General features: G+C 67.8%; 25 protein-coding genes and 3 pseudogenes. 11 read left to right on the top strand and 17 right to left on the bottom strand.

From position 1 onward, the window contains the following. Positions 1-101 precede the first annotated feature (101 nt). On the top strand, positions 102-908 hold the full coding sequence (locus tag HWX87_RS13780; protein ID WP_176047619.1) for a MetQ/NlpA family lipoprotein: 807 nt from the start codon (positions 102-104) through the stop codon (positions 906-908). 146 nt (positions 909-1,054) lie between these two features. Here the strand turns inward: HWX87_RS13780 and HWX87_RS13775 are convergent, their stop codons facing one another. From HWX87_RS13775 to HWX87_RS13765, 3 genes are all read right to left on the bottom strand, one after another. Further along, on the bottom strand, positions 1,055-2,170 hold the full coding sequence (locus tag HWX87_RS13775; protein WP_176047618.1) for a succinylglutamate desuccinylase/aspartoacylase family protein: 1,116 nt from the start codon (positions 2,168-2,170) through the stop codon (positions 1,055-1,057). Positions 2,171-2,396: 226 nt separating this feature from the next. Further along, entirely contained in the window at positions 2,397-3,179 is a 783-nt protein-coding gene (locus HWX87_RS13770; RefSeq protein WP_176047617.1) for an ABC transporter substrate-binding protein, read from the bottom strand. Positions 3,180-3,405: 226 nt separating this feature from the next. Then, the gene (locus HWX87_RS13765; RefSeq protein ID WP_176047616.1) at positions 3,406-4,326 is read right to left on the bottom strand and encodes a LysR substrate-binding domain-containing protein; all 921 of its coding nucleotides are present in this window, start codon (positions 4,324-4,326) and stop codon (positions 3,406-3,408) included. Positions 4,327-4,372: 46 nt separating this feature from the next. Between HWX87_RS13765 and HWX87_RS13760 the strand changes: the two are divergent. Next, positions 4,373-4,726: pseudogene (locus HWX87_RS13760) on the top strand (hypothetical protein); the annotation flags it as partial. Between the two features lie 13 nt (positions 4,727-4,739). On the opposite strand, the gene HWX87_RS13755 reads toward HWX87_RS13760, so the two are convergent. From HWX87_RS13755 to HWX87_RS38010, 3 genes and pseudogenes are all read right to left on the bottom strand, one after another. After that, complete coding sequence (locus HWX87_RS13755; RefSeq protein WP_176047615.1) at positions 4,740-5,333, bottom strand: hypothetical protein; 594 nt, start codon at positions 5,331-5,333, stop codon at positions 4,740-4,742. Between the two features lie 216 nt (positions 5,334-5,549). Beyond that, complete coding sequence (locus HWX87_RS13750; protein ID WP_176047614.1) at positions 5,550-6,938, bottom strand: NCS2 family permease; 1,389 nt, start codon at positions 6,936-6,938, stop codon at positions 5,550-5,552. 542 nt (positions 6,939-7,480) lie between these two features. Next, positions 7,481-7,711: pseudogene (locus tag HWX87_RS38010) on the bottom strand (TetR/AcrR family transcriptional regulator); the annotation flags it as partial. On the opposite strand from HWX87_RS38010, the pseudogene HWX87_RS38005 reads away from it, so the two are divergent. Beyond that, a pseudogene (locus HWX87_RS38005) lies at positions 7,706-7,951 on the top strand (O-methyltransferase); the annotation flags it as partial. The pseudogenes HWX87_RS38010 and HWX87_RS38005 sit on opposite strands and share 6 nt — an antisense overlap. A gap of 126 nt (positions 7,952-8,077) precedes the next feature. Here HWX87_RS38005 and HWX87_RS13740 read toward each other — a convergent pair. The 7 genes from HWX87_RS13740 to HWX87_RS13710 all read right to left on the bottom strand — a co-directional run bounded on the left by HWX87_RS13740 (position 8,078) and on the right by HWX87_RS13710 (position 14,368). Continuing rightward, a complete protein-coding gene (locus HWX87_RS13740; protein WP_176047613.1) occupies positions 8,078-8,596 on the bottom strand; it encodes a DUF3455 domain-containing protein in 519 nt (172 codons plus the stop codon). Positions 8,597-8,733: 137 nt separating this feature from the next. Continuing rightward, positions 8,734-9,696: a cyclase family protein gene (locus tag HWX87_RS13735; protein ID WP_176047612.1), complete on the bottom strand. Its 963-nt coding sequence runs from the start codon at positions 9,694-9,696 to the stop codon at positions 8,734-8,736. A 20-nt stretch (positions 9,697-9,716) separates the two neighbouring features. Continuing rightward, positions 9,717-10,832, bottom strand: a complete 1,116-nt coding sequence (locus tag HWX87_RS13730) for an alkene reductase (protein ID WP_176047611.1) — start codon at positions 10,830-10,832, stop codon at positions 9,717-9,719. A gap of 60 nt (positions 10,833-10,892) precedes the next feature. Continuing rightward, complete coding sequence (gene dkgB, locus HWX87_RS13725) at positions 10,893-11,699, bottom strand: 2,5-didehydrogluconate reductase DkgB (RefSeq protein WP_176047610.1); 807 nt, start codon at positions 11,697-11,699, stop codon at positions 10,893-10,895. 151 nt (positions 11,700-11,850) lie between these two features. After that, entirely contained in the window at positions 11,851-12,801 is a 951-nt protein-coding gene (locus HWX87_RS13720) for an LLM class oxidoreductase (protein WP_176047609.1), read from the bottom strand. 12 nt (positions 12,802-12,813) lie between these two features. Next, a complete protein-coding gene (locus HWX87_RS13715) occupies positions 12,814-13,137 on the bottom strand; it encodes an adenylate cyclase (protein ID WP_176047608.1) in 324 nt (107 codons plus the stop codon). A gap of 28 nt (positions 13,138-13,165) precedes the next feature. Then, positions 13,166-14,368: an MFS transporter gene (locus tag HWX87_RS13710; RefSeq protein ID WP_176047607.1), complete on the bottom strand. Its 1,203-nt coding sequence runs from the start codon at positions 14,366-14,368 to the stop codon at positions 13,166-13,168. Between the two features lie 101 nt (positions 14,369-14,469). On the opposite strand from HWX87_RS13710, the gene HWX87_RS13705 reads away from it, so the two are divergent. Then, a complete protein-coding gene (locus HWX87_RS13705) occupies positions 14,470-15,414 on the top strand; it encodes a LysR family transcriptional regulator (RefSeq protein ID WP_176047606.1) in 945 nt (314 codons plus the stop codon). Between the two features lie 83 nt (positions 15,415-15,497). Here the strand turns inward: HWX87_RS13705 and zwf are convergent, their stop codons facing one another. Continuing rightward, on the bottom strand, positions 15,498-16,973 hold the full coding sequence (gene zwf / locus HWX87_RS13700; protein WP_176047605.1) for a glucose-6-phosphate dehydrogenase: 1,476 nt from the start codon (positions 16,971-16,973) through the stop codon (positions 15,498-15,500). 202 nt (positions 16,974-17,175) lie between these two features. Here zwf and HWX87_RS13695 point away from each other — a divergent pair, with 202 nt between their 5' ends. Next, positions 17,176-17,754 carry a TetR/AcrR family transcriptional regulator gene (locus HWX87_RS13695; protein ID WP_176047604.1) on the top strand — a complete coding sequence of 193 codons (579 nt, stop codon included), beginning with the start codon at positions 17,176-17,178 and terminating at the stop codon, positions 17,752-17,754. Positions 17,755-17,917: 163 nt separating this feature from the next. Further along, complete coding sequence (locus HWX87_RS13690) at positions 17,918-18,793, top strand: SDR family NAD(P)-dependent oxidoreductase (protein ID WP_176047603.1); 876 nt, start codon at positions 17,918-17,920, stop codon at positions 18,791-18,793. Positions 18,794-18,909: 116 nt separating this feature from the next. Here HWX87_RS13690 and HWX87_RS13685 read toward each other — a convergent pair whose 3' ends face one another. Beyond that, a complete protein-coding gene (locus tag HWX87_RS13685; RefSeq protein WP_176047602.1) occupies positions 18,910-19,521 on the bottom strand; it encodes an NAD(P)H-dependent oxidoreductase in 612 nt (203 codons plus the stop codon). Between the two features lie 144 nt (positions 19,522-19,665). Here HWX87_RS13685 and HWX87_RS13680 point away from each other — a divergent pair, with 144 nt between their 5' ends. After that, on the top strand, positions 19,666-20,067 hold the full coding sequence (locus tag HWX87_RS13680) for a helix-turn-helix domain-containing protein (RefSeq protein WP_208456530.1): 402 nt from the start codon (positions 19,666-19,668) through the stop codon (positions 20,065-20,067). A gap of 58 nt (positions 20,068-20,125) precedes the next feature. Here HWX87_RS13680 and HWX87_RS13675 read toward each other — a convergent pair whose 3' ends face one another. After that, on the bottom strand, positions 20,126-20,902 hold the full coding sequence (locus HWX87_RS13675; protein ID WP_176047600.1) for a hypothetical protein: 777 nt from the start codon (positions 20,900-20,902) through the stop codon (positions 20,126-20,128). A 253-nt stretch (positions 20,903-21,155) separates the two neighbouring features. On the opposite strand from HWX87_RS13675, the gene gcvA reads away from it, so the two are divergent. From gcvA to HWX87_RS13660, 3 genes are all read left to right on the top strand, one after another. Next, a complete protein-coding gene (gene gcvA / locus HWX87_RS13670) occupies positions 21,156-22,073 on the top strand; it encodes a transcriptional regulator GcvA (RefSeq protein WP_176047599.1) in 918 nt (305 codons plus the stop codon). Between the two features lie 192 nt (positions 22,074-22,265). Beyond that, positions 22,266-23,456 (top strand): M20 aminoacylase family protein, encoded by a 1,191-nt coding sequence (locus HWX87_RS13665; RefSeq protein ID WP_176047598.1) that lies wholly within the window; start codon positions 22,266-22,268, stop codon positions 23,454-23,456. A 56-nt stretch (positions 23,457-23,512) separates the two neighbouring features. Further along, entirely contained in the window at positions 23,513-24,844 is a 1,332-nt protein-coding gene (locus tag HWX87_RS13660; protein ID WP_176047597.1) for an MFS transporter, read from the top strand. Between the two features lie 34 nt (positions 24,845-24,878). Here HWX87_RS13660 and HWX87_RS13655 read toward each other — a convergent pair whose 3' ends face one another. Beyond that, positions 24,879-25,799 carry a LysR family transcriptional regulator gene (locus tag HWX87_RS13655; protein ID WP_176047596.1) on the bottom strand — a complete coding sequence of 307 codons (921 nt, stop codon included), beginning with the start codon at positions 25,797-25,799 and terminating at the stop codon, positions 24,879-24,881. Between the two features lie 137 nt (positions 25,800-25,936). Between HWX87_RS13655 and HWX87_RS13650 the strand changes: the two genes are divergently transcribed. After that, the gene (locus HWX87_RS13650; protein ID WP_176047595.1) at positions 25,937-26,710 is read left to right on the top strand and encodes a transporter substrate-binding domain-containing protein; all 774 of its coding nucleotides are present in this window, start codon (positions 25,937-25,939) and stop codon (positions 26,708-26,710) included. The last annotated feature ends 7 nt before the right edge of the window (positions 26,711-26,717 follow it).

The following is a 26,717-nucleotide window of genomic DNA, read 5'->3' as shown; positions in this document are numbered from 1 at the left end:
TCGGAATCAGGAATATGCACATGAAATAAGCTTGGTTGGTCGCGTTCGGGCCCCATGCCACGATCCGTGTTCCAACAAACGACACGGGACAAGAGGACACCATGCGACGTTCATTCCTGACCGGCCTCGGCGCGCTCGCCGCAGCGCTGGCATTCGCGGCGCCCGGCGCGCACGCCGATTCGCAAACGCTGAAGATCGGCACGATGAGCGGCCCCGATGCGCAGATCTGGACCGAGGTGACGAAGGTCGCCGCGCGCGAAGGGCTCGCGATCAAGGTCATCGAATTCAACGACTACGTGCAGCCGAACGCGGCGCTCGATTCCGGCGATCTGGACGCGAACGGCTTCCAGCACCAGCCGTTCCTCGACAGCCAGATCAAGCAGCGCGGCTACAAGATCGTGAACGTCGGGCTCACCTATACGGCGCCGATGGGCTTCTATTCGAAGAAGATCAAGTCGCTGAAGGATTTGCCGGTGGGCGCGAAGGTCGGGATCCAGAACGATCCGTCGAACGGCAACCGCGCGCTGCTGCTGCTGCAGAAATACGGCGTGATCAAGCTGAAGCCGGGCGTCGGCACGAACGGCGTGAATGCGACGCCGCTCGACGTCGCGGAGAACCCGAAGAAGATCAAGATCGTCGAACTCGACTCCGCGCAGTTGCCGCGCGCGCTGCCCGATGTCGACGCCGCGTCGATCAACACCGACTACGCGGTGAAGGCGGGGCTCACGCCGGTGAAGGATGCGATCGCGATCGAGGACCTGCGCGGGCCGTATGCGAACCTGATCGCCGTGCGTGCGCAGGACAAGGACAAGCCGTGGGTGAAGAAGCTCGTCGCGGCCTATGAATCGGACGACGTGCGCAAGTTCATCGACCAGAAATTCGGTGGCGCGATCGTGCCGGCATTCTGAGCGGTCTCACGCTAAACGTCCGGCGGCCGATCGCCGGCCGCCGACGCACCCTCCGGAAAGCAAATCGCCCGCGCAAGCGGGCGATTTCGTTGGTGCGTGCGGGGAGCGCGCAGTACGCGCCGTGCCCCGGCGCGCGGGCCGGCCGCTCAGGCCGACAGCAGCGAGCCCGTGCGGATCGCGGTCGCGCCGGCGATTCGCGCGACTTCCATGCCGGCCGTCGCGAAGCGCACGATCTGGCGCGCGTACAGCACGCCCGATACGCTGCTCTTCAGCGTGACGACGCGATCGGTCAGCGGGTCGACGATGTCGGCCACGGCCTGGCCAACCTCGATCATCGCGCCGACCGGCGTGCGGAACACGATCACGCCCGATACGGGGGCGACGAGCGGATCGGTGCCCGCGAGCGGCGTGGCCGGATGCGCGAGCGGCGGCAGCGGCGCCGGCGTGCCGTCGACGACGCCGCGCTCGGTCAGGTATTCGACGATCGCCTGCGCGTCCTTTTCGGCGAGCTCGTACGACACGTCGCGTTCGCTGCGCAGTTCGACCGTGACGGAAATCGCGCCGTTCGGGATCGGGAAGCGGTCGCCGAAGCGGTTGCGCAGATCCGACCAGCAGAAGCTGTGGATTTCGTCGAACGGATTGCCGACCGAATTCAGCGCGAGCAGCGACGCCTGTGCGTCGAGATAGCGCGACAGCGGCTCGACGTCCGGCCACAGGTCGGGATTCGTGTAGAGGTGCATCACCGCATCGCTGTCGCAATGCAGGTCGAGCACGATATCGGCGTCGAACGACAACTTCTGCAGCGCGAGGCGCTGCGAATCGAGCTCGGTGCGCGGCTTCTGCTCGTCGAGCGCTTCGCGCATCGCGGCGCGCACGGCGACGAGGTTGCGCTGCGCGTCGTTCGTGAGGTGGTGTTCGACGCGCGGCAGCACCAGCGCCGCGAGATCGTAGAAATTGCGGTTGAAGTTCTGCATCGAGCCGAGCTCGAAGCGGCCGAGGTGATCGCCGAATACGTGTTGCGACAGGCCGATCGGGTTCGGCACGGGCACGATCACGACTTCGCCGCGCAGCTTGCCGGCCGTCTCGAGCGCGGCGATCTTGCGGCGCAGCAGCGTGGCGACTAGCATGCCGGGCAGTTCGTCCGCGTGCAGCGACGACTGGATGTAGACCTTCTTGCCGCCGCGCGGGCCGTAGTGGAAGCTCGTGATCTGGCGTTCGGTACCGACGGCGGGGGAAATCAGCGGATGGGTCTGCGTTTGCATGATGAGGGGAGTGCGGCGCAGCCGCGAATGATCCGGTGTGCGTGGAAGATCGATTGTACGTTGCCTTCCTCACCGCCATCAAACCGGCGCCAGAGCATGCCGTTTTCCGTTGAGAATCATCAGGTTGGCACGGAAAAAATAACGTTGCGCCCGCCGCGCGCGCAAAAAAAACGGGCTCCTCGCGGAGCCCGTTCGGTTGCGGCGCGTGGTGCGCCGGCTGGCCGTATTACTTGCCGTAGACGTCGAAATCGAAGTACTTCTTCGCGATCTTGTCGTACGTGCCGTCCTTGCGCATGCCGGCGATCGCGCCGTCGATCTTCGACTTCAGGTCGGCGTCTTCCTTGCGCAGGCCGATGCCGGCGCCGTTGCCGAGCGTCTTCGGATCGTCGATATCCTTGCCGGCGAAATCGAAGTTCGCGCCGCGCGGCGTCTTCAGGAAGCCGATCTCGGCCTGCACCGCGTCTTGCAGCGCGCCGTCCAGACGGCCCGAGATCAGGTCGGCGTAGACCTGGTCCTGGTTCTGGTAAGGCACGACGTTCACGCCCTTCGAGGCCCAGTACGTCTTCGCGTAGGTTTCCTGGATCGTGCCCTGCTCGACGCCGACCGACTTGCCCTTCAGCGATTCAGCCGTCGGCATCAGGCCCGTGCCCTTCTTCGTGACGAGGCGCGTCGGCGTGTTGAACAGCTTCGCCGAGAAGGCGATCTGTTCCTGACGCGCCGGCGTCATCGACATCGACGACAGCACGCCGTCGAACTTGCGGGCCTTCAGCGCCGGGATCATCCCGTCGAAGTCGTTTTCGATCCACACGCACTTAGCGTTCATGCGGCGGCAGATTTCGTTGCCGAGATCGACGTCGAAACCCACAACCTTGCCGTCAGCGCCTTTCGATTCGAAAGGCGGGTAGCTTGCGTCGACGCCGAACCGCACGGTCGACCAGTCCTTCGCATACGCGCCGCCAGCCGATACGGCGAGCAGGGCAACGGTCACAGCCGCAAGAATCTTTTTCACCAGGTGACTCCTCGTTTTGTTCGATGGGTGCGCGGTTGTGCCGCGCCGTAAGCCTTCGGCCCGCCGCGGCTTCGCGTCGGACTGTCCGTTTCGCCCACCCGATGCGGGCGCGCGACGTGCGCAAGATTATCAAGACAAAATACCGGCAGGGCGCCTAGGACAAGCCCCGATACCGGGCCCGGCGGCGGTGCGTTGCGGGCGCCGCCGTTTCAGACACAGGAACGATTCAGCCGAGCGTTTCGTTGACCGCGCGCTGCAGGCACGTGACGAATTGCGTGACGGCGGGCGTGGGCAGCAGGTCGCGCCGCGCGATGATCGACAGGTCGAAGCGCGGCATGCTTTCGTCGAGTTCGGCCGTGCGGATGCCGAGCGGCGCGACCATCTCGGCCAGCGGGCGCGTGAAGCAGCCGATCACGTCCGAGCGCGCGACGAGCCCGAGCGTCACCGCGAACGACATCGGCGAGCGCAGCAAACGTTTCGGCAGCGGCAGCCCGTGCGCCTCGAACATCCCGACCATCACGCTGTGCGGAAACTGCTCGGCGCCGACGGTGACGATCCACTCGGCATCGAGCAGTTCCTCCAGACGGCGCGCATGCGCGAGCGGGTGGCCGTCGCGCATCACGATCGTGAATTCGGTCGACAGCAGCGGCGATTGCGTGAAATCGCGGTCGAGCGCGGGCACATGGTGCATTGCAGCGATGTCGAGCGTGCCGTTGCGCAACTGCGCGAGCGCGTCGGGCACCGTCACTTCCACCAGATGCAGGCTCACGTTCGGCATCGACTGGCGGAACGCCGTGACCGCATGCGGCAGCGCGGTCAGCGCGATCGACGGCATCGTGCCGACCGCGACGCGCCCCGACATCTCGCCTTTCACGTGCTCGACGGCCTCGACCGTGCGGCGAATGTCGCCGAGCAGTTGCTCGGCGCGCGGCAGCAGCGCCTGACCGCACGCGGTCAGCTCGACGCCGCGCACGCTGCGCGCGAGCAGCTCCGCATTGAGCGCCGTTTCGAGTTCGCGGATCGTGTGCGTGATCGCGGGCTGCGTGACGCCGAGTTCGCGCGCGGCGGCGCGCAGGCTCTTGAGGTGCGCGGCGGAGACGAACGCCTGGAGCTGCGCGATGTTCAGGGGGTTGCGGATGCGGGTCATCGGTCAGGTCCGGTTGGCGCGAAAGGGGGCAGCGGTTCGATGCTTCAGGATCGCGAACCTCGTCGTGCATCGCGCGGTGCAGCGCCGGGATCGCACGGCGACGGCGCCTGCCCTCGCGATCGTCTGGATCACGGGGATCGCGATCGCGCTGCGCGGTTACTGGTTCGGCGTGGCGTGGCTGTCGGTGAAGCTTGCGGTCGCTGCCGCGCTGTCGGCGCTGCCGCCCTGCCGCCCTGCCGCGCTGTCGCGCTGTCGGCGCTGCACGGCGCTGCACGGCGCGCTGCGGCGCATGGAGCGCGACGATCTCGTCGTCGTGCCGACACCGTGGCTCGGGCCGGCAGCGGTCGCGGTCGTGGCTGCGACGGCGCTCGTCGTCGGGCTGGCCGTGATCAAGCCGTTCCGACGGCGTGCGCCTAAGCCAGCGCCATCTCGACCGCCGCCAGCGTCCGGCGCCGGATCCAGCCGCTTCCCAGCCGGATCGTGAGCCAGTACGGCGTGAACAGCCAGCGCGCCCGTGCGCTCGGGCAATGAACGAAGGTTTCGGTGCGCAGCATGTGCGCACCCGATGCGAGCCCGACGACCTCGAAGCGCAGCACCAGCTTCGCATCGAGCGGGTCGTCGTGGCGCACGAAGGCCGTTGCATCGGCGATCGTTCGCACGTCGGGTGTCGGACGCCAGAAGCGGCCGACGAGGCCGAGCGACAGCGACGTGTCGTCGCGATGGAGCAGCGTGAACGAGTCGAAGCCGAAGCGTGCGCGTTCGGGGCGGACCGGCCCGTTGCGAAGCGCGCCGGCGACGGCGGCCGGGAATTCGCGCACCATCATCAGCGCGTCGATGACGGGATCGGCGCGCATGTCGAGCGACGCGACGGCGTCGATGATGCGCGCGGGCGGCGCGCCGATCGGCTGCGATTCATGCACTTCGTGAAACCCGAACGACGGAATGAACGGCGGCTTGCGCGCCGAGGTCCGGGTGCTCGATTCGGAGACGATGCCGAGCGCGTTCATCGCGGCTCCTGAAGGGGCAAAAGCGCGATCGTAGCACCGGGCGCGGATTTGCGTCGCGCCGTTGCGACGACGCGCATCATGCTGCGCCGCACGCACAAAAAAAGCCTGGAAACTTGCGTTCCCAGGCTTGGAGACCATCAACGATGATGGTGGAGGAGACGTTGTCGTCCCGATGCGCGCCGCCCTTCTGCAGGCGACGTCGCGCATGTCTCGCGGTCAGATCGCCCAGCCGCCGAGATAGAAGGTGACGAGCACGGCCGCGATGAGCACGGTGCCGACGTTGAGCTTGCGGAATTCGCCGCTGGCGATGCGGCCGATCACGAGCGTCGAGAAGCCGAGCATGATGCCCGTCACGATGTTCGCGGTCAGCACGATGAACACCGCGCACACGAGGCCCGACATCGCGTCGACCATGTCGTCCATGTGCAGCTTGCTCACGCTGCCGAGCATCAGCAGGCCGACGTACATCAGCGCCGGTGCGGTGGCGTACGACGGCACGAGGCCCGCGAGCGGCGAGAAGAACATCACGACGAGGAACAGCAGGCCGACGACGGCGGCCGCGAGGCCCGTCTTCGCGCCGGCGGCCACGCCGACGCTCGACTCGATGTAGGCCGCCGCCGGCGCGCCGCCGAGGAAACCGGAGAAGATCGAGCTGATCGAATCGGCGGTCAGCGCGCGGCCGCCGTTGATGATGCGGCCGTTCTCGTCGAGCTGGCCGGCTTGCCCGGCGACCGCGCGGATCGTGCCGGTCGCGTCGAACACGGCGGTCATCACCAGCGCCAGCACGCTCGGCAGCACGGCCATCGACAGGGCGCCCTTGATGTCCATCGCGCCGATCAGCGATGCGTGGCCCGGTGCGCTCAGCGACGGCAGCGCGAAGATGCCGTGGTACTTCACGGCCGGATCGAAGATCAGGCCGAAGATCGAGATCGCGATCACGACGAGCAGGATGCCGCCCGGCACGCGACGCTTCTCGAGGCCGAAGATCGCGGCGAGGCCGATGACCGACATGATGACCGGGAGTGCGGTGATCTGGCCGAGCGAGACCGGCAGGCCGGCGCCCGGGTTCTTGATCACGAGGCCGACGTCGTTCGACGCGATCAGCAGCAGGAACAGGCCGATGCCGATGCCCGTGCCGTGCGCGACGCCCGCGGGCAGGTTGCGCAGGATCCACGAACGCACGCCGGTGACCGAGATGCCCGTGAACACGAGGCCCATCAGGAACACGGCGCCGAGCGCGACCGTCGGATGCAGGCCCTTGCCGAGGACCAGGCCGAACGCGGTGAACGCGGTCAGCGAGATCGCGCAGCCGATCGCGATCGGCAGCTTCGCCCACAGGCCCATCAACAGCGAGCCGAACGCGGTGGTGAGGCAGACCGCGACGAACACGGCGCTCGTGTCGAAGCCCGCCTTGCCGAACATGCCGGGCACGACGAACACGGAATAGACCATCGCGAGGAAGGTGGTGACGCCGGCAACGATCTCGGTGCGCTGCGTGCTGCCGCGCGACGAAATGCCGAAGTACCGGTCGATGACTCCCTTGGTGCCAAAGTCCGTTTCTGCCGAGCCGACGTCGACCGTCGGCTGCACCGGGGTATCACTCATGAGCTTGCTCCTTTATCAGCATGCTGAAACGGCCCGTAGCGAGCCGTCGTCAGGGTGTCTCGTATCTAGTTGGGATTTGTCGGCAACGTCGTGGGGACGAATGACGCGTGATGCGTGTCGTTACGTGCGAATCGAAACGATCGCGAGGGTGTCGCGTCGGACGACGCGTGGTGTGGTCGACCCCGTCACGTGTGCTTTGCCGTAGCGAAGGTTAGGCGAGCCGCCCATCACGTCCCATCGGGGGAAGAGCATGCAGCGCATGTCGCAGCGCTTATATCGGCGTGCAACGGGGCTTCGTTGCGACGACACGCGTGTATACGCCTAGTTCGAATCCGTTAAGGCGACTATTTGAATGCGGGGTCGGCGGGCAGGGCGGAAGCGGGTGAGGCATTGAATCTTACGAATATCTTTCATTGAGGCTGCGCACGCGCGTGAAAACGGCGGCGTGCGACACGATGCGCGGCCGTGCGCCAGCGGCACCCGGATGATACCGGTGCCGCGCGCCGGCTGCGCTCGCGCTCGTTCCGGCCTTCGTCGCGTCGATCGCCCGTGAGATGTGCAAGGTACGCGCAGAACAGGTCGGCCATCGCGGTCGGATTGGCGTCGATTTCCGCCGGCGTGCGCGCGGTTTCGGAGAACGCCTTGCCGCCCGAGGTAAGGGTCGTCTTGATCAGCTCGCAGGCGAGCGCATGCGTGGTGCCGGGCACGCCGGGCAACGCTTCGCGCATGAACGCGCGGAAGACCCGGTCGCCTGCGGCTCTCACTGCCTGCGCACGCTGGCCGCCGATCTTCCGGATGCGGTCGACCTGTTGTTGCTCGGCGGTGCGAAGGCGCTGTATCCGGAGATGCCGGCGTTGGTCGAACCGCCCCTGAGGGCGGGGGTGTTCGTCGCGGCCGACAACGCGGAATACAGCCTCGATTACCTCGCTTGCCTCGCTTACGTGCGCGCACCGGAACACGGCTATCTGTCGGTGCCGTTCGGCGGCGACGTCGAGTTGTCGATGCGGGTACGCCGAGCAGCGCGGAACGCAGGTGCCGACGATTTCACGCGCCCACGCATGAAAAACAGGAAGGCTGACTGAGTGGAGGCATGAGGGAAGGCACCGCGAAGACGCCCGGTGCCGGTGAAGCCGCGCACGTCACTTCAGGAACACGTAGCGCGCGAAGTACGGAAAGCGGCCGACCGCATGCTCGGTCGCACACGTCGTGGCCGGCGGCGTGCCGCCCGCCGTGTCGAGCCGTTGCACGAAGCGCACGCCGGCGAGCGTGCCCGTGGCGGCCGGCGTCGTCGCGAGCAGCAGTTGCGGAATGCTGGCCGGGCTCGCGCTCGGTGCTTCCGCGAGTTTCTTGCCGGTAATGCGGCTGCCGTCCAGCGCTTCCCACGACGGCCCTGCGCCGTGCCGCACGACGAGCGTGCCGCTGCCGTCGAACAGCATCGCTTCCGGGCGTTGGAAGGCCCACGCGAGCCGGTGGTCGGCATCGTATTCGCACGAGTAGATCTGCGCGCCGGTCGCGGTGGTCGCCAGCACCGGCGTGGCCGGCGCCGGCGGCGTGAGGCCGGCGGCCTCGTCAGCCTGCGCGGGCGCGGTGAACGCCGCCAGGGAAAGACCGGCCGCAACGGCCAGCAGCATGTCGCGTGTCGGGGAGCGGCTTGGCATGGCGGGGCGTCCTTTCAGGTCGGGTGACGGTCGGGCGGAGTCGATCCCGTCAACGTTAGACGCCGAATGCGCCGGCTGCAATTCGGAAATGACAATCGCGGCGATAGCGGCCGCGATTGTCGCGGGCGGATGCGCGATCAGCGGATCGCGACCGGGTTGATGTTGACCTGCGTGGAGCCGACGTACAGCGGCTGGCCGAGCACGAACAGGAATTCCCACGCCTTGTCGCGCACCAGCGCACGGCTGTCGATCAGCTCCAGGTTGTAGATGCCGCGCTTCGCGAGCATGTACTGGTTGATCGGGAATTCGTCCTGCGTGTGCGGATTCGGATAGACCTCCGACGCCCACGTGTCGCCGCCGAACGCGACGATCCCCTGGTCGGCCAGCCACTTCGCGGCTGCCATGCCGATGCCGGGCTCGACTTCGAGGAACTGCTTGTTGTCCTTGCCGATCAGCTCCAGCCAGCCGGTGTTGAACAGCACGACGTCGCCCTTGCGCAGCGTCAGCCCCTGCTTCTTCAGCACGGCCTGGATGTCGGCGACCGTGAACTCGGTGCCGCCCGGCACGATCGGCTTGCCGTAGTAGGCGGTCATGTCGAGCACGACGCCGCGCGTGACGATCGGCGGCACCTTCTCGACGCCGAGCTTCTTCACGCCGTCGACGGTCACGAAATCGGCCGCCTGGTTGCCGTTGTAGTACACGTTGTCGATGCCGATGTGGCCGATGCCGTTGAGCTGCGTGCCGACGCCGGTCCACGCGTTGACGAGCTCGTCGTTGAACGTGAACTTGTTCGGGCCGAGGCTCTTGCCGGCCTGCTGGCCGACCTGCACGTTGTACAGCCGGAAGCTGCGGTGGCGGAACGCCGGCAGGTTCTTGTCCACCGGCACGGCCAGCGGGTAGGTCTTGCCGGCCTTCACGAGGCCGACGGCCTGCTTGACGACGTCGGGCGTCAGCAGGTTGGCCGCGCCGATTTCGTCGTTCGCGCCATAGGCGGATGGATACCAGTCGGCCGCCGGTGCGGACGGGGCGGCGTGGGCCGCCTGCGCGGCCGCGAACGGCAGGATCGCGGCGAGTGCGAGCCGGGCGAGCGTTGCTTTCATGTTGGATTCCAGTAAATCGTTCAGGCCGCGGCTTGCGCGAGCGCCGGATAGTCGGTCAGGCCCTGGGCGCCGCCGCCGAACAGCGTGTTGCGGTCGTGCGGCGCGAGCGTGGCGCCGGTGCGCAGGCGCTCGGGCAGGTCGGGGTTCGCGACGAACGGCCGGCCGAAGGCGACGAGGTCGGCCCAGCCGGCGGCGATCGCTTCGCGTGCGCGCTCGGCGGTGTACGCGCCGGCGTAGATCAGCACGCCCGGGTAGGCGGCGCGCAGTTGCTGCTTGAAGGCGACCGGCATCAGCGGCGCGTCGTCCCAGTCGGCTTCCGCGATGTGCAGGTAGCCGACGCCGAGTTCGCCGAGCAGCGTCGCGGCCGCGAGGTAGGTCGTTTCCGGATCGTCGTCGACGCAGCCGTTCAGCGTGGTCAGCGGCGCCAGGCGGATGCCGACGCGCGATGCGTCGCCGGTGCCGTCGATCAGCGCCTGCGTGACTTCGCGCAGGAAACGCAGTCGGTTCTCCAGTGAGCCGCCGTATTGGTCGGTACGCGTGTTCGCGTTCGAATCGATGAACTGGTTCACGAGGTAGCCATTCGCGCCGTGCAGCTCGACGCCGTCGAAGCCGGCCTCGATCGCGTGGCGCGCGGCGGCGCGGTACTGGTCGACGATCTCGCGGATTTCGTCGACGGACAGTGCGCGCGGCTCGGAGGCCTGCACGAAGCCCGGCGTGCTGCCGTCTTCACCGGCGACGAACACGTTCACGCCCTTCGCCTGGATCGGCGACGACGAGACGGGTTGCGCGCCGCCGAGCAGGCTCGTGTGGCTCAAGCGGCCGACGTGCCACAGCTGCGCGAAGATGCGGCCGTGCGCGGCATGCACGGCGTCCGTCACCTTGCGCCAGCCGGCGACTTGCGACGGCGTGTGAATGCCGGGCGTCCATGCATAGCCCTTGCCGAGCGGCGCGATGTAGGTGCCTTCGCTGACGATCAGGCCCGCACTCGCGCGCTGCGCGTAATACGCGGCCATCAGTTCGTTGGCTTCGTCGCCGGGCTGGCTCGCGCGCGAACGCGTCATCGGCGGCATCACGATGCGGTTCGGCAGCGTCAGCGCGCCGAATTGCAGCGGTTGGAAAAGCGGGTCCTGGGTCATGATGGTGTCCTGTCGGTGCCGCGGCCGGCTGGCCGCGGACGGGTCTGTTAAGAGGGGCGCTTAGTCCCACTTCGGCGCGAGGCCGGCCGGGTCGACTTCGCGGCCGTTGCGCTCGAGCGCGGCGATCTGCGCCATGTCGTCGTCGGTCAGGCGCAGCGTCTGCGCGAGCAGGTTGCTTGCGAGGTTCTCGCGCTTCGTCGACGACGGGATCACCGAGTAGCCGAGCTGCAGCGCCCAGGCCAGTGCGACTTGCGCCGGCGTCGCGTTGTGACGCTGCGCGATCGCGCCGATCACCGGGTCGCCGAGCACCTTGCCGTACGCGAGCGTCATGTACGACGTCACGTGGATGCCTTCGGCGTTCAGGAACTCGACGAGCTTGCGGTTCTGCAGGTACGGGCTCAGTTCGATCTGGTTCGTCGCGATCGCATCCTTGCCGACGGCCGCGATCGCTTCCTTCGTCAGTTCGATGTTGAAGTTCGAGATGCCGATCTGGCGCGTGAGGCCCTTCGCCTTTGCTTCAGCCAGCGCGGTCATGAACGCCTGGATCGACACGCCGTTGCCCGGGGCCGGCCAGTGGATCAGCGTCAGGTCGACATAGTCGGTGCGCAGCTTGCGCAGGCTTTCTTCCAGGCTTGCAGCCAGCTTTTCCGGTGCGTAGTTGTCGACCCAGATCTTCGTGGTCAGGAACAGGTCTTCGCGGCGCACGCCCGAAGCGGCGATCGCTTCACCGACTTCGGCTTCGTTGCCGTAGATCTGCGCGGTATCGATCGCGCGGTAGCCGACGTCGAGGCCATTGCGGACCGAGTCGATGACAACCTGGCCTTGCAGGCGGAAAGTACCGAGGCCGAATGCGGGAATCTTGCTCATCGTGTGCTCCTGGGGGAGGTGGAACGGTTGTGGTATGGGAGTCATTCTGGCGCTTGAGACTGATGAGATAAACGCCTTTAGAGGTCAAAAATATTTGATTTAAATTCAAATATCGGTCGTGCCGCGGGCTCGCCGAAGGCCGTTGCCGGCCTTATGCGGCGCGCGTCTGTGCGTTCATCTTCGGATGGAATTCGGGCAGCACGTCCGACGCGATCTCGGCCATCGTCTCGTCGAGCGGGCGGCGGTTGCGGCGGAAATGCAGGCCGATGTGCCGTACGCCCGCGTCGCGCATCGCCGCGAGTTCTTCCGTCAGCGCGAGGCGGCCCGCACGGGCGCCGAAGCGGTGCCGCTGCAGCGGCTCGTGCGGATCGTCCGCGAGGTCGAGGTGGATGAAGCTCACGTATGGCTTGTCGCCGGCCACCGCGCGCCAGTTCGCCGCGCGCTGCGCGTGGTCGGCAGGCGTGCCCGGATACGCGAGGCAGCCGTCCATGTGCTCGCCGATCCACGCGGGCGTCTGCTGCGCGAGACCCGCGACGAGCAGCGGCACCGGCGAACGGGCGGCCGGCAGCACGTCCAGGCCCGGCGGCAGGTGTCCGCGCGCGCCGTCGCGCAGCAGCGCGACCTGGTCGCGGAAATTCGCGCCGCGCGTCGCGAAGTCGCGGCCGAACAGCGGATATTCGACCGGCCGGTCGCCGCTCGCGACGCCGAGCATCAGGCGCCCGCGGCTCAGCTCCTGGATCGTCGCGGCCGATTTCAGCGTCAGCAGCGGCTCGCGCAGCGGCAGCACGACGGCTGCCGTGCCGAGCAGGATGTCGTTCGTGATGCCGGCGAGGTAGCCGAGATACGAGAACGTTTCGAACACCTGCGCGGCGTCGCCGAACGACGGGTCGTACACCGGCACGTCGCGCACCCAGAGCGCGCGGAAGCCGAGCGTGTCGGCCAGCTGCGCGAGCTCCGCGTGGATCTCCAGGTCGGGCACGCCGGGGCGGCGGCCCTGCTGCTGGCGTTTCGCGTCGCCGGCCGGCGACCAGTCGTTGTCGAGCGGCAGCTCGATGCCGACGCTGAAGCCGCCGTCGGCGAGTTGGTCGAGTGAAGTGGACATGTCGGGCTCCGTTCAGACCGCGCGCAGGCTGCCTTCGAGGCGGTAGAAATCGAGCGACGCCGCGGTGAAGAACGAGCGCGACGTGCCGGCGGCGAAATCGTCGATGTGCACGACCGTCGCGCGGTCGGCTTCCTGCCACGAGATCGCGTAGGTGTCGCCGGCGACGGGCTGCCACGTGTATTCGACTTCACCCTGCGCGCCCGCGTACGGGCCTTCGGTGATCTCGTAGCGCATGTGGCGGCCGTCTTCGTCGTACGCGTTGAGCGCGGTGAGGCCGTCGTAACGGACTTCGAAAGTCTTGCCGGCGAACGGCGGACGTTGGGTCGATGCGTTCATGCTGGTTGGCTCCTGCAAATAGTGATGTTCAATGGGCGAGTTCGACTGGTTCGGCCGTGCGTTCCGGCAGCCCGTGGCGGTGGTCGAGACGGCCGCTCAGCGCGGTGAGCGCGAATGCGCCGAGCGTGACGACGGCGGCGATCCACGGCGTGTGGCCGAGGCCGGCGTTCGCGACGATCAGGCCGCCGAGCGACGAACCGCCGGCCACGCCGAGGTTGAAGGCGGCGATGTTGAAGCCCGATGCGACGTCGGTGGCGTCCGGCGCGAAGTGGCGCGCCTGCTTGACGACGTACACCTGCAGCCCCGGCACGTTGCCGAACGCGACCGCACCCCAGGCGAGCATCGTCAGCACCGCGAGCCATTTCACGTGGATCGTGAAGGTCAGCGCGAGCAGCACGATCGCGAGGAGCAGGAAGATCCGCTTGAGCGCCTTCACGGGGCCGACGGCGTCCGCGAGCTTGCCGCCCCACACGTTGCCGAACGCGACCGACACGCCGTAGCCGACGAGCACGAGGCTGACCTGCGACGGCGTGAAGCCGGCGATCTGTTCGAGCAGCGGCGCCATGTACGTGAACGCGATCAGCGAGCCGCCGTAGCCGACGGCCGTCATCGCGAAGACGAGCAGCAGGCGCGGCTGGGCCAGCACGCGCAGCTGGCGGGCGAGCGGCGCCGGCGGCGTCTGCGGCAGCCCGCGCGGCACGAAGGCGACTGCGCCGAGGAACGCGACGAGGCCGAACAGCGCGACGATCAGGAACGTCGCGCGCCAGCCGAAGTGCTGACCGATGAAGGTGCCGAGCGGAATGCCGGCGACGAACGCGACGGTCATCCCGCTGAACATCGTCGCGATCGCGCTGGCGGCCTTGTCCTTCGGCACGAGCGTGGTCGCGATGATCGAGCCGACCGAGAAGAACACGCCGTGCGCGAGGCCGGTGAGGACGCGCGCGACGATCAGCGATTCGTAGCTCGGCGCCTGCCAGGCGACGAGGTTGCCGACGGTGAAGAGCGCCATCAGCCCGGCGAGCAGCGTCTTGCGCGGCACGCGGCCGGTGAGGGCGGTGAGCAGCGGCGCGCCGATGGCGACGCTCAGTGCATAGAGGCTGACGAGCAGGCCGGCCGACGGCAGGCTGACGCCGAGATCGGCGCCGATCGTCGGGATCAGCCCGACGATCACGAATTCGGTCGTGCCGATGGCAAAGGCGCTGATGGTCAGCGCGAGCAGGGCGAGTGGCATGATGGGATCCAGGTTCCAGTAAGGATGGATCGCAGTGTGCCGGCTTTACTTTTGCGGAAAAACTGGTCTATAAACCAAATAGTTTTGATTTCAGATCAACAATGAAGATCACGCTCGACGAACTCCAGGCCTTTGCCGCCGTGGTCGACACCGGTTCGATCACCGCCGCGGCCCAGCATCTCGACCTCACCGTGTCGGCGACGAGCCGCACGCTCGCGCGGCTCGAGGAGAAGCTGAAAACCACGCTGCTGCGCCGGACCACGCGCCGGCTCGAACTGACCGAGGAAGGGCGTGCGTTCCTGCAGGACACGCGCGCGATCATCGAATCGGTCGAGAACGCGGAGGAGCAGATGCTCGCGCGGCGCGAGATGCCGTCGGGGCGGCTGCGCGTCGACGCCGCGACGCCGTTCATGCTGCACGTGATCGTGCCGCTCGTGCGCGGCTATCGCGAACGCTTCCCGAAGGTCGAGCTGGAGCTGAACAGCAACGAGGGCATCATCGACCTGCTGGAGCGACGCACCGACGTCGCGATCCGGATCGGCCGGCTGAAGGATTCGACGCTGCACAGCCGGCGCATCGGCAACAGCCGGCTGCGCATCCTCGCGAGCCCCGCGTATCTCGAAGCGCACGGCCAGCCGCGCAAGGTCGAGGATCTCGACAAGCACGCGCTGCTCGGCTTCACGCAGCCCGAATCGCTGAACGTGTGGCCGATCCTCGGCACCGACGGCGAAGCGTGCCGCATCGAGCCGGACGTCTGTTCGTCGAGCGGCGAGACGCTGCGGCAACTCGCGCTGGAGGGCGCGGGGGTCGTCTGCCTGTCGGATTTCATGACCGCGCAGGATCGCGAAGCGGGGCGGCTCGTGCAGGTGCTCGCGCGCCACACGCTCGAGGTCGAGCAGCCGATCCATGCGGTGTACTACCGCAATACCGCGATCTCGTCGCGGATCGCGTCGTTCGTCGACTACATGATCGAGGTGCTGGGCGGCGGCAGCGGCAGCAGCGATGCGCCGGCGCGGCGCAAGGCCGCGTGGATGGAGCCGCGGTAGCCGCGGGCCCGCAGGGAAGACGGGGCCGGCGACACCCCGGGTGATCGGGCGTGCCGCGCGGGCGGCACGCCGTCGTGCAGCCGTTACGCCTCTTCGGCCCAGGACATCCCGTCGCGCGCGAGCAGCGCCGACGAAGCGGCGGGCCCGAACGTGCCGGCCGTGTACAGGCGCGGCCGGTCGCCGAGCTGCTTCCAGCCGTCGAGGATCGGCTCGACCCACGTCCAGGCGGCTTCGAGTTCGTCGCGACGCATGAAGTGCGTGAGGCGGCCGCGGATCACGTCGATCAGCAGCCGTTCGTACGCTTCCGCGCGCCGCTCCGGAATCGCCTGCTGCAGGTCGAGGTTGAGGTTGACCGGCACCATGTTCATCCCGCTGCCCGGTTCCTTCGCGAGCATCTGCAGCTGGATCGACTCTTCGGGCTGGAGCTGGATCACGAGGCGGTTGCCGTAATGACGCGGGCCGGTCGGGATGATCGAGAACGGCATGTCGGCGAACTCGACCACGATTTCCGACTGGCGGCGCTGCAGCCGTTTGCCGGTGCGCAGGAAGAACGGCACGTTCGCCCAGCGCCAGTTGTTGATGTGCGCGCGCAGCGCGACGAAGGTTTCCGCGCGGCTCTCCGCCGGCACGTTGTCTTCCTCGAGATAACCCTTCACCGGCTGGCCGTCGACCGCGCCGGCCGTGTACTGGCCGCGCACGGTGTCGCGCGCGACGTCCGACAGCGACATCGGCCGCAGCGAGCGCAGCACCTTCAGCTTCTCGTCGCGCACCGCGTCCGGATCGAGCGACACGGGCGGCTCCATCGCGACGATGCACAGCAGCTGCAGCAGGTGGTTCTGCACCATGTCGCGCAGCGCGCCCGTGTGGTCGTAGAAGCCCGCGCGGCTGCCGACGCCCACCGTTTCCGCCACCGTGATCTGCACGCTGCGGATGTTCGGCGCCTGCCACAGCGGCCCGAAGATCGGGTTGCCGAAGCGCAGGACCATCAGGTTCTGCACGGTTTCCTTGCCGAGATAGTGGTCGATCCGATAGATCTGCGATTCCTCGAAGTGCTTGCCGACCGCATTGTTGATCGCCTTCGCCGATGCGAGATCGTGGCCCAGCGGCTTCTCGAGGACGACGCGCGAGCGCGCGTCGACGAGGTGCGCGGCCGACAGGTTGTCGCAGATCGTCGTGAACAGCTCCGGCGACGTCGACAGGTAGAACACGCGGATCGCATCGCCGCGCGCCGCTTCGGCGAGCCGCAGGTAGTCTTCCGGCGCGTTCACGTCGATCAGCACGTACTTGAAGAGATCGAGGAAGCGGCTCCACGCGTCGGCGTCGAACGCCTTCTCGTCGATGAAGGGGCGCGACTGCTCGTCCATGAACGCGCGATAGCCGTCTATACCCCAGTCGCGGCGGCCGACGGCGATGATGCGCGTCTCGGGCGGAAGGTTGCAGTGCAGGTGCGCCATGTACAGCGCGGGCAACAGCTTGCGGGCGGCCAGGTCGCCGCCGCCGCCGAAGATGATCATGTCGACAGGCCGGTCGGCCGCGGTCTGGGTAGGCTGATTCGTCATGGGAGGTTCGCGGTTTGAAACGGTGAACGTGAAACGAACGTCGAGGCACCGGGCGCCGATACGTGAACGCACCAGTACGTGAAAACGCTAATAGTGCACGGTTTTGACGGTTTGCGTATGCGTTCCCCCGGATGTAACAGGGCTTGCATTCCACATGTTCGCTCTATTATGATTGAGCGCTCACTCATTAAAGGAATCGAACGTGGCCCGACCGCGCAGCCCCGACAAGCACGAAGCCATCCTCGCCGCCGCCGCCCGCGCGCTCGCCGAGGACGGCGCGACCGCGACGACCGCGCGCATCGCGCGGCTCGCCGGCGTGGCGGAAGGCACGGTGTTCACGTACTTCGAGACCAAGGATGCATTGCTGAACGCGCTGTACCTGAGCCTGAAGGCCGGGATGCGCGAAGCGATGATGAGCGGGTTTCCGGAGCACGCGCCGGTCGAGCAGGCCGTGCGGCATGCGTGGAACGGCTACGTGTCGTGGGGCGTCGCGAATCCGGACGGGCGGCGCGCGCTGCAGCAGCTCGGCGTGAGCGGGCGTATCGACGACGCGCATCGTGCGGCCGGCGCCGAAGGCTTCGGCGGAATCAACGCATTGCTGCGCGAGCAGGTTGCTGCGACGGGTGCGCTGAACCGCGACGAAGCGTATGGGTTCTGCGCGGCGCTGTTCATGTCGATCGCGGAAACGGCGATGGAGTCGATCGCGCGCGATCCGGCGCGGGCCGATGCGTACCGGGAATCCGGGTTTCGTGCATTGTGGGCCGTGTTGCACGCGGTGTGAGTCAAGGATTGCCGCCGTGGCGGTGCGTGCGGTTGCGCGCCGCGGCGGCGGGAAGTGAGTGCTAGGCAGGGCGATGCAGGTCATGAAGGACCGGTACGTCGCCCACATTAATGAGTGAGTAATCATTCATTTTTTTGATTTCACCACGATCAAGGAGTGGAAAATGTCGAAAGTCTGGTTGGTAACGGGGGCCGCGCGCGGCCTGGGGCGAGCGATTTCGGAAGCGGTTCTCGCGGCGGGCGACCGGCTGGTGGCCGGCGCACGCGATCCCGCGCGGCTGGCCGATCTGGTCGAGCGGTATGGCGACCGGCTGCTGCCGGTCGCGCTCGACGTCACCGACGAAGCGGCGGCCGAGCGGGCGGTCGCGACGGCACGTGCGACGTTCGGCCGTATCGATGTACTGGTGAACAACGCGGGTTACGGCCATACGGCACCGTTCGAGCAGATGGGCGCCGACGACTTCCGCGACCAGATCGAAACGAACCTGTTCGGCGTGGTCAACCTGACGCGCGCGGTGCTGCCGACCATGCGTGCGCAGCGCGCGGGGCACATCTTCCAGGTGTCGTCGGTCGGCGGGCGCACGTCGATGGCCGGATTGTCCGCGTATCAGGCGGCGAAGTGGGCGGTCGGCGGCTTCAGTGATGTGCTCGCGAAGGAAGTCGCGCCGTTCGGCGTGCGGGTCTGCACGCTCGAGCCGGGCGGGATGCGTACCGAATGGGCGGCGGAGGCGAAGCGCGGCATCGACGATCTGCTGCCCGACTATCAGCCGTCGGTCGGCGCGATACTCCAGTTGCTTGGCGCGTATGGCGGCCAGGAGATCAGCGATCCCGTGCGGATCGCGAAGCTGATCGTCGACCTGTCGCGTCGCGACGACGTGCCGCTGCGTCTGTTGCTCGGCGGCGATGCGCTGTTCGTGTGCGAGCAGGCGGAAACGCAGCGCGCGGAAGAAGCGGCGCGGTGGCGCGATGCGACGCTGTCGACGATGTTCCCGGATGCGAAGCTGCCGGACGGGCTGGATGCGCTGAAGGCGATCGACTGAGCGAGGACGTTCGCGCTGCTGCCCGGGCCGCGCGAGCGGCTGACCGATGCCGGCGCGAGCGTGCGCGCCCGCCTCGGCCGGCAGCGGCCGCCCGATCGACGGGCGCTGCCCTCGTATCAGCCGGCCTGTTCCACCAGCGCTTGCAATTCCTGTCCGGCCTTCGCGATCGCCGCTTTGGCGTCCGATACGGTGCCTTCCACGCGCACTTCGCGAACGTCGGTCAGGCCGATGAACCCGAGCAGATGCTTCAGGTAGCCGGACTGGTAGTCGAAGGGGGCATACGGGCCTTCGGAAAAGACGCCGCCGCTGGCCGTGACCAGGTAGACCTTCTTGCCTTCCAGCGCTCCGGCGACGCCGCTTTCGTCATAGCGAAACGTGACCTGCGGCCAGATCACGTGATCGAACCACGCGCGCAGCTGCGTGGACGGGCCGAAGTTGGTCATCGCGGAGCCGATCACGACGATGTCGGCGGCGCGCAGTTCGTCGATCAGCGTTTCCGCCAGCCCGACGGCCCGGGCTTGTTCCGCGCTGCGTGTCGCGGGCGGCAGCGTGCGGCCGACGATGTATGCGTCGTCGATATGCGGCAGCGGATCGGAGGACAGGTCTCGAACGGTTACCGTGTCGTCGGCGTCGCGCGCCGCGAGGTGCCGCGCGAGGTAGTGCGCAAAGCGCGTGGACACGCTGTCGGCGGTGCGGGGGCTGGACGTGATCAGCAGAATGCGGCTCATGAGCGCTCCTTCAGGGCTAAGATGAGCACCTGGTAACTTTTGATAACTCGGTTACCGAAATGCATGTGGAATGCTAGGGTTCGCGCCCGAACGCCACAAGAACGCACAGGGTTGTGCCTCAGTCACATCGATGTACCTGCCACCATGCCCCGACCCAGCGACAACGAATGCCAGACGACGCGCCAGATCCTCGACCGGATCGGCGACAAGTGGAGCCTCTACATCATCGCGACGCTCAACGACGGGCCGCGGCGCTTCAACGAACTGAAACGCGTGATCGACGGGGTTTCGCAGCGCATGCTGACGCTGACCTTGCGCGGGCTGGAGCGCGACGGCCTGGTGACGCGGACGGTGTTCCCGACGATTCCGCCACGCGTCGACTACGCGCTCACGCCGCTCGGCGAAACGCTGCTGGAGCCCGTGATGGCGCTCGTCATGTGGGCCGAGAAGAACACGCAGCCGATCGCACAGGCGCGCGCGCGCTTCGACGATGCGGCCGATGCGGTGCGGGCGCCGGGCGACGGCGTCGTCTATCGGCATCGATAGAGGCGGCGACGGACGTCGACAGGCGGGCGCGACGCACCGTCCCGCCAACGAGTCGGGCTTACTCGATCGGCACGGCGACCGGCACGCGCATCCGGTACAGCGACACGCCCTGGATCGCGAGCGTGCAGACGATCGCGAGGCCGTAGGCGGGCGCGAGGTCGAGCCGCGTGAGTGTCAGGCTCAGCACATGGAAGAACGCGGCGAAGCCGAGCAGCCCCGTGGCCATCCCGCGCATCAGCTGTTGCGCGGCCGCAGGGCCGCTCGTCCGGTGCGCGAACACGGCGAGGATGATCACCATGAACGGGAACGAGGCCAGCACGCCGCTCGTTTCCGGCCCGACGTACGGCGCGATCATCGTCACGCCGACCACGAGGCCCGCAATCAACGCCATGCGCAGCGGCAGGTCCCAGCGCGGTGAATCGAGCCGTGCGGCCCTGACCGGGGCGGCGGGCACGACGCTCAGCACGAGCGCGACCGCGAGGATCGCAATCAGGAACAGGCCGGTTTCCGGCAATGCGCTGGCCTTCAGCAGGAACGCAACGACGGAAAACGCGGCGGCGGCGCCAGCCAGTGCGGCGGGCCAGCCGCGTTTGGCCAGCCTGCAATACGCGATACAGAAGGCCGCCTGCCCGGCGGTAGCGACAAGCGAACCGGCCGTTGCATGCGCGGCGAACGCAGGGCCGTGTTCCAGCGCGAGAAACACCGAAACGGGCCCCGACGTGAGCGGCAATCCGACCAGCAATCCGCCAATCGCTTCACCCCAGCGGCGCGCGGCGAGCGTGGCGGCCGCCAGCAGCAGCGGGGTGGCGACCAGTTTGAAAAGCAGATGATCCATGATGAGCGGCACGGCCCGGGCAATGCCCGCCTCGAACGAAGCGCGCGCCGGGCGTCGCGGCTTCAGGCATGACGCGCGGTCGGGATCCAGGTGAAGAAGTCTCGCCGAATCGCCGCGCAGGGATGCACGCGGAAGGCCGGTCGCAGCGGCTGGCCGGCCTGCACGTGCGCTCCCATATTGCGAGGCGCCGCGGGCGCTGACAAACCATTTGTCGTCATATAATGCGTGAGTACAACTCACACGTAGCGCCATCGTGTTCGACCGGCTCCCCCCATTGCAAACGCTGCGCGCCTTCGAGGCGACCGGCCGGCTGTTGAGCATGACGCTGGCCGCCGAGGAGCTGCATGTCACGCATGGCGCGGTGAGCCGGCACATCAAGCATCTCGAAACCCATCTCGGCGTCGCGTTGTTCCAGCGCCTCACCCGGCGCATCGTGCTGACCGAGGCCGGCGCGGCGTTCCTGCTCGACGTGAGCCGCACGCTGGGCGACCTGACGAAGGCAGCCGACCGGCTGCGCGCGCACGATCGCCACGACAGCGTCGCGCGGCTGAAGATCAACGCGAGCGTGTCGTTCGCGAACAAGTGGCTCGCACCGCGGCTGCATCGGTTCAAGGCGTTGCATCCGGAACTCGACATCCATCTCGACGTGACCGACACGCATGTGGACCTGAACGAAGGCGAAGCCGACGTCGCGATTCGGTACGGCAGCGGGCGCTATCCGCGCGTGCTGGCCGAGCGGATCCTCGAGGAAACGGTGACACCCGTCTGCAGTCCTGCCTATCGCGAGAAGATGGGCGGGCTCGCTTCGGTGGAGCGTATCGTCGGCTGCACGCTGCTGCACGAGGACCGGATGCTGGCGAACTGGGAGCAGTGGTTCGCGCTCGCCGGCATTCGCAGCGCGCGCAGCGATCGCGGGCCGGCGTACAGCCACGGGAGCATCGCGATCGAGGCGGCGATTCGCGGCGAGGGTATCGCGCTCGGACGCAGCGTGATCGTCGCGGACGACATCGCCGCCGGGCGTCTGGTCGCACCGTTCCCGCAATACGCGCTGCAGGCCGAACGCGGGCATGACCTGGTGTACCGGATCGGCAGCAAGGACGACCCGAAGGTGTGCGCGCTGCGCGACTGGCTCGCGGCGGAAATCCGCGCGTTTCTCGGGCAAGCCGGCTGAGCGGCACGCATTCCGGCGCGGCGAATCGCGTCGCCGCCCCGGCATCCCCGTATTAACCCTGATTAAAAAACCTTATCGCGGTGAAAAATTCCGCATCTTATTGAACCGATATCGGCTCGATATAGTGGCTCGCTTTCCCGCACGCACCGTCCGCGTGCGGCTGACACGCTGACACTCAGCAGGAGCCGCTTGATGACCACCGACGTCCGCTTCACCGCAATCGAGGATCTGATGCCCGCCGCCGGCGGGCTGCGCGAGATCCGTCACCACATCCATCACCATCCCGAACTCGCGTACGAAGAGCACGACACGGCCGCGCTCGTCGCGGACAAGCTCGAGCAATGGGGCTGGCAGGTGACGCGCGGGGTCGGCAAGACGGGTGTCGTCGGCACGCTGCGCGTGGGCGACGGCACGCGCAGCATCGGCATTCGCGCCGACATGGATGCGCTGCCGATCGTCGAGGCGACCGGCCTGCCGTATGCGAGCGGCACGCACGGCAAGATGCACGCGTGCGGCCACGACGGCCACACGACGATGCTGCTCGGCGCCGCGCAGCATCTCGCGAAGACGCGCAACTTCTCCGGCACCGTGCACCTGTATTTCCAGCCGGCGGAAGAGCACGGCGTCGACAGCGGTGCGAAGAAGATGATCGACGACGGCCTGTTCGAACGCTTCCCGTGCGATGCCGTGTTCGGCATGCACAACCATCCTGGCGCAGCGCCCGGCGTGTTCCTCACGCGGCGCGGCCCGTTCATGTCGGCCGGCGACAAGGCGATCATCACGATCGAAGGCGTTGGCGGCCACGCGGCGCGGCCGCACCTGACGGTCGATCCGGTCGTCGTCGCGGCGAGCATCGTGATGGCGCTGCAGACGATCGTCGCGCGCAACGTCGACCCCGCGCAGCCGGCGGTCGTCACGGTCGGCTCGATGCACGCGGGCACCGCGAACAACGTGATTCCGAACGGCGCGCGTCTCGAACTCAGCGTGCGCTCGTTCAGCCCCGAAGTCCGCGCGCTGCTCAAGCGCCGCATCACCGAGCTGGCCGAGACGCAGGCCGCGAGCTACGGCGCGACGGCCAACGTCGAGTACATCGAAGGCTACCCGGTCGTCGTCAATTCGGATGCCGAAACGGATTTCGCCGCGCAGGTCGCACGCGAACTCGTCGGCGACGCGCACGTGGTCGAGCAGACCGACCTGCTGATGGGCAGCGAGGATTTCGCATTCATGCTGCAGCAGCGGCCGGGCTCGTTCGTGCGGCTCGGCAATGGCGAAGGCGAGGACGGCTGCATGGTGCACAACCCGAAGTACGACTTCAACGATCGCAACCTGCCGATCGGTGCGGCGTACTGGACGCGTCTCGTGGAGCGTTACCTCGGGCAGTGAGCGTGGCGGCGGCGCGCGGCCGGCGCTTCCGGCCGCATTGAGAGGAGACGACAACGATGCAGAAAGACCATCTCGCGCTGCACCCCGCGTCGACGGGGGCCGCCGAAACCGGCGTGCCCGGCGCGCCTGCCGTCACGCGGCGCGGCGCAATTGCCGCGGCCGTGATCGGCAACTGGCTGGAGTTCTTCGATTTCACCGTGTACGGGTTCTTCGCGGTGCTGATCGGCAAGCTGTTCTTCCCGTCGAGCGACGCGACCACGTCGCTGCTGCTGTCGGTCGCGACGTTCGCCGCCGGCTTCTTCACGCGGCCGCTCGGCAGCGTCGTGCTGGGCGTCTACGCCGACCGCAAGGGACGCAAGGCCGCGCTGAACCTGACGATCATGCTGATGGCGCTCGGCACGGGGCTGATCGCGATCGCACCGACCTATGCGCAGGTCGGCGTGGCCGCGCCGCTGCTCGTCGTGTTCGCGCGGCTGCTGCAGGGCTTCTCGCAGGGCGGCGAATTCGGCGCGGCGACGACGACGCTGCTCGAACAGGGCGGCACGTCGCGCCGCGCGTTCCGCGCCAGCTGGCAGCTGGCGACACAGGGCGGCGCCGCGCTGATGGGCTCGGGCTTCGCGGCGCTGCTGTCGAACACGATGACGAAGGACGCGCTGGAAAGCTGGGGCTGGCGGCTGCCGTTCCTCGTCGGCGTACTGATCGCGCCGGTCGGCATGTATCTGCGCCGCCGGCTCGCGGACGACGCACCCGGCGACAGCCATCACGGGATCGAGCGCGGCGTGCTGCACGAGCTGTTCTCGAAACACACGCGCACGGTGCTGCTGCTGATGCTCACGGTGATGGGCGGCACGGTGTCGACCTACATCCTGACGTTCTACATGCCGACTTACGCGATCCACACGCTCGGCCTGCCGATGAAGCTGTCGATGTTCGTCGGCGTCGCGTCCGGCTGCGTGATGCTGGTGACGTGCCCGTTGTTCGGCTGGTTGTCGGACACGCTCGGCAGCCGGCGCCTGCCGATCTTCGTCGGCCGCGGCGTGCTGGTCCTGCTGCTGTTCCCGGCGTTCTGGCTGATGAACCATCACCCGACGCTGTCGGTGATCCTGCCGCTGACCGCGCTGATGCTGCTGTTCTATTCGCTCGGCTCGGCATCGGAAATGGCGCTGATGTGCGAATCGCTGCCGCGCCACGTGCGGGCGACCGGCATCTCGATCGCGTATGCGCTCGCGGTGACGATCTTCGGCGGCACCGCGCAGCTGATCGCGACCTGGCTCGTGAAGACGACCGGCAGCAAGCTCGCGCCGGCCGGCTACGTGGCCGCGTGCGTGGTGCTGTCGCTGATCGCAGTCGCGATGCTGCGCGAGACGGCCCAGGAGTCGCTCGACTGACGCGCGGGGCGGGCGGCGGTGCGGCCCGTCGTGCCTACCGCCCGCGCACCATCCTCAGGTACGACGCGAGCATCGTCGCGAGTTCCTGCGCGGCCGGCGTCAGCGGCACGGCCGCGCGCTGCAGCAGGCAGATGTCCTGCGACTCGGCCTGCTCGCGCACCGGCACCTTCGCGAGCGCGCCGGCGAACGGCCCGTGGCGCGTGATGGCCTCGGTCTCGAGCGCGAGGGAATCGGTCTGCGTGACGATCTGCAGCGTCTCGAACATCCCTTCGACGGTGGCGAGAACCTTCGGCGGCGGCTGGCCGTGCGCGTCGAAGTAGGCGAGCAGCCGGTTCACGACCGGGTCGGCGCTCAGGTTCGGCGAGCGCGTGGACACCCACGCGTAGCCGGCCAGCTCGGCGAGCGATTGCGCGTGCATCGCCGGATGCCCGTGGCGGCAGACGACCACCGGCGCCGATGCGCGCAGCGGCGTGACCGCGAGATCGGTCGTATCGGTCTGCTTCGCGACCAGCGCGATCGCGAAATCGACCGCGCTTTCGCGCAGCCAGCCGACCATCATCCGCGACGTGCCGGTACGCAGGTGCACGTCTACCTTGTCGAAGCGCGCGCGAAACGCGGTCAGCACCGGCGCGAACGCGTCGATCAGCGGCTCGGTCACGAGCCCGAGCGTGACGGTGCCCTCGTACGCGCCGCTCAGCTGGCGGATTTCCCGCTCGACCTGTTCGCATTCACCGAGGATCGAACCGGAGCGCGCGAGCAGCCGCTGGCCGACGGCCGTCGGCACGATCCCGCGATTGGTGCGCGTGAGCAGCGTCGCGCCGAGCGTCGCCTCGAGGCTTTGCAACTGCTGCGTGACGCCGCTTTGCGCGAGATCGAGCGCGCGTGCGGCGGCGCGCAGGCTGCCGTGCTCGACGACGGCCTGGAAGATGCGGAGCTGGGACAGCGTGAACGCCATGGGCAAGCGGCGAGGCCGGTGATCGGAAATACCGATCATGATAAGGCAGTCGATGGTTCCGGCGGCGGCCGGTGCCGCCTACGATCGCAGGCAGTCCGGCTGATGCCGTTTGCCCTTCTTCCTGCCCTCCGTCGACCATGAAACGTTTCCTCGTCCCGCTCGTTTCCCTGTGCCTTGGCCTGGCTGCCACGTCCGCGTTTGCGCTCGACGCGCACGTCGTGCGGCTCGGCATCGACCCGACCTATCCGCCGATGGACGCGAAGGCGCCCGACGGCAGCCTGAAAGGCTTCGACGTCGATCTCGGCAACGAGATCTGCCGCCGCGCGCAGTTGCGCTGCCAGTGGGTCGAGCTCGAGTTTTCCGGGATGATCCCGGCGCTGCAGGCGCGCAAGATCGACGCGATCCTGTCGTCGATGGCGATCACGGAGAAGCGCGAGAAGCAGATCCTGTTCTCGTCGAAGCTGTTCCGCTTCAAGTCGCGGCTCGTCGCGCGGCCCGACCTCGGGCTCGGCAGCACGACCGCCTCGCTGGCCGGCAAGCGCGTCGGCGTGCAGTCGGGCACGCAGTTCGAATCGTGGGCGCTCGCGCACTGGGCGACGGCCGGCGTGAGCGTGGTGCCGTACAAGAGCCAGGACGACGTGTTCGCCGATCTCGTGAACGGCCGCCTCGACGCGGCGCTGCTCGGCACGGTGGAAGCCGACTACGGGTTCCTGCGCCAGCCGCGCGGCAAGGGCTTTGCATTCGTCGGCGCACCGCTCGACATGGGCGATCGCGGCGTCGGCATCGGCATGCGGCAATCCGATACGGCGCTGAAGGCGTCGATCGACGGCGCGATCGCATCGATGCTGAAGGACGGCACGTACGACCGGATCGCCAAGCGGTACTTCGATTTCAACCCGTACGGCGACTGAGCGCCGT

Origin of the sequence: Burkholderia sp. BCC1644, assembly GCF_902833225.1 — a bacterium.
Classification (GTDB): Bacteria; Pseudomonadota; Gammaproteobacteria; order Burkholderiales; family Burkholderiaceae; genus Burkholderia.
The sequence above is the reverse complement of the archived record's forward strand: the minus strand, read 5'-3'. Positions and strand labels throughout refer to the sequence as shown.

Bases quoted from the DNA above. Each gene is read 5' to 3' on its own strand.
- zwf (WP_176047605.1), bottom strand. From the start codon at position 16,973: ATGACGAATCAGCCTACCCAGACCGCGGCCGACCGGCCTGTCGACATG.
- HWX87_RS13650 (WP_176047595.1), top strand. From the start codon at position 25,937: ATGAAACGTTTCCTCGTCCCGCTCGTTTCCCTGTGCCTTGGCCTGGCT.
- HWX87_RS13665 (WP_176047598.1), top strand. From the start codon at position 22,266: ATGACCACCGACGTCCGCTTCACCGCAATCGAGGATCTGATGCCCGCC.
- HWX87_RS13660 (WP_176047597.1), top strand. From the start codon at position 23,513: ATGCAGAAAGACCATCTCGCGCTGCACCCCGCGTCGACGGGGGCCGCC.
- HWX87_RS13685 (WP_176047602.1), bottom strand. From the start codon at position 19,521: ATGAGCCGCATTCTGCTGATCACGTCCAGCCCCCGCACCGCCGACAGC.
- HWX87_RS13740 (WP_176047613.1), bottom strand. From the start codon at position 8,596: ATGCCAAGCCGCTCCCCGACACGCGACATGCTGCTGGCCGTTGCGGCC.
- HWX87_RS13715 (WP_176047608.1), bottom strand. From the start codon at position 13,137: ATGAACGCATCGACCCAACGTCCGCCGTTCGCCGGCAAGACTTTCGAA.
- HWX87_RS13765 (WP_176047616.1), bottom strand. From the start codon at position 4,326: ATGACCCGCATCCGCAACCCCCTGAACATCGCGCAGCTCCAGGCGTTC.
- HWX87_RS13690 (WP_176047603.1), top strand. From the start codon at position 17,918: ATGTCGAAAGTCTGGTTGGTAACGGGGGCCGCGCGCGGCCTGGGGCGA.
- HWX87_RS13705 (WP_176047606.1), top strand. From the start codon at position 14,470: ATGAAGATCACGCTCGACGAACTCCAGGCCTTTGCCGCCGTGGTCGAC.
- HWX87_RS13755 (WP_176047615.1), bottom strand. From the start codon at position 5,333: ATGAACGCGCTCGGCATCGTCTCCGAATCGAGCACCCGGACCTCGGCG.
- HWX87_RS13675 (WP_176047600.1), bottom strand. From the start codon at position 20,902: ATGGATCATCTGCTTTTCAAACTGGTCGCCACCCCGCTGCTGCTGGCG.
- HWX87_RS13655 (WP_176047596.1), bottom strand. From the start codon at position 25,799: ATGGCGTTCACGCTGTCCCAGCTCCGCATCTTCCAGGCCGTCGTCGAG.
- HWX87_RS13780 (WP_176047619.1), top strand. From the start codon at position 102: ATGCGACGTTCATTCCTGACCGGCCTCGGCGCGCTCGCCGCAGCGCTG.
- HWX87_RS13750 (WP_176047614.1), bottom strand. From the start codon at position 6,938: ATGAGTGATACCCCGGTGCAGCCGACGGTCGACGTCGGCTCGGCAGAA.
- HWX87_RS13735 (WP_176047612.1), bottom strand. From the start codon at position 9,696: ATGAAAGCAACGCTCGCCCGGCTCGCACTCGCCGCGATCCTGCCGTTC.
- dkgB (WP_176047610.1), bottom strand. From the start codon at position 11,699: ATGAGCAAGATTCCCGCATTCGGCCTCGGTACTTTCCGCCTGCAAGGC.
- HWX87_RS13720 (WP_176047609.1), bottom strand. From the start codon at position 12,801: ATGTCCACTTCACTCGACCAACTCGCCGACGGCGGCTTCAGCGTCGGC.
- HWX87_RS13775 (WP_176047618.1), bottom strand. From the start codon at position 2,170: ATGCAAACGCAGACCCATCCGCTGATTTCCCCCGCCGTCGGTACCGAA.
- HWX87_RS13710 (WP_176047607.1), bottom strand. From the start codon at position 14,368: ATGCCACTCGCCCTGCTCGCGCTGACCATCAGCGCCTTTGCCATCGGC.
- HWX87_RS13680 (WP_208456530.1), top strand. From the start codon at position 19,666: ATGCCCCGACCCAGCGACAACGAATGCCAGACGACGCGCCAGATCCTC.
- HWX87_RS13730 (WP_176047611.1), bottom strand. From the start codon at position 10,832: ATGACCCAGGACCCGCTTTTCCAACCGCTGCAATTCGGCGCGCTGACG.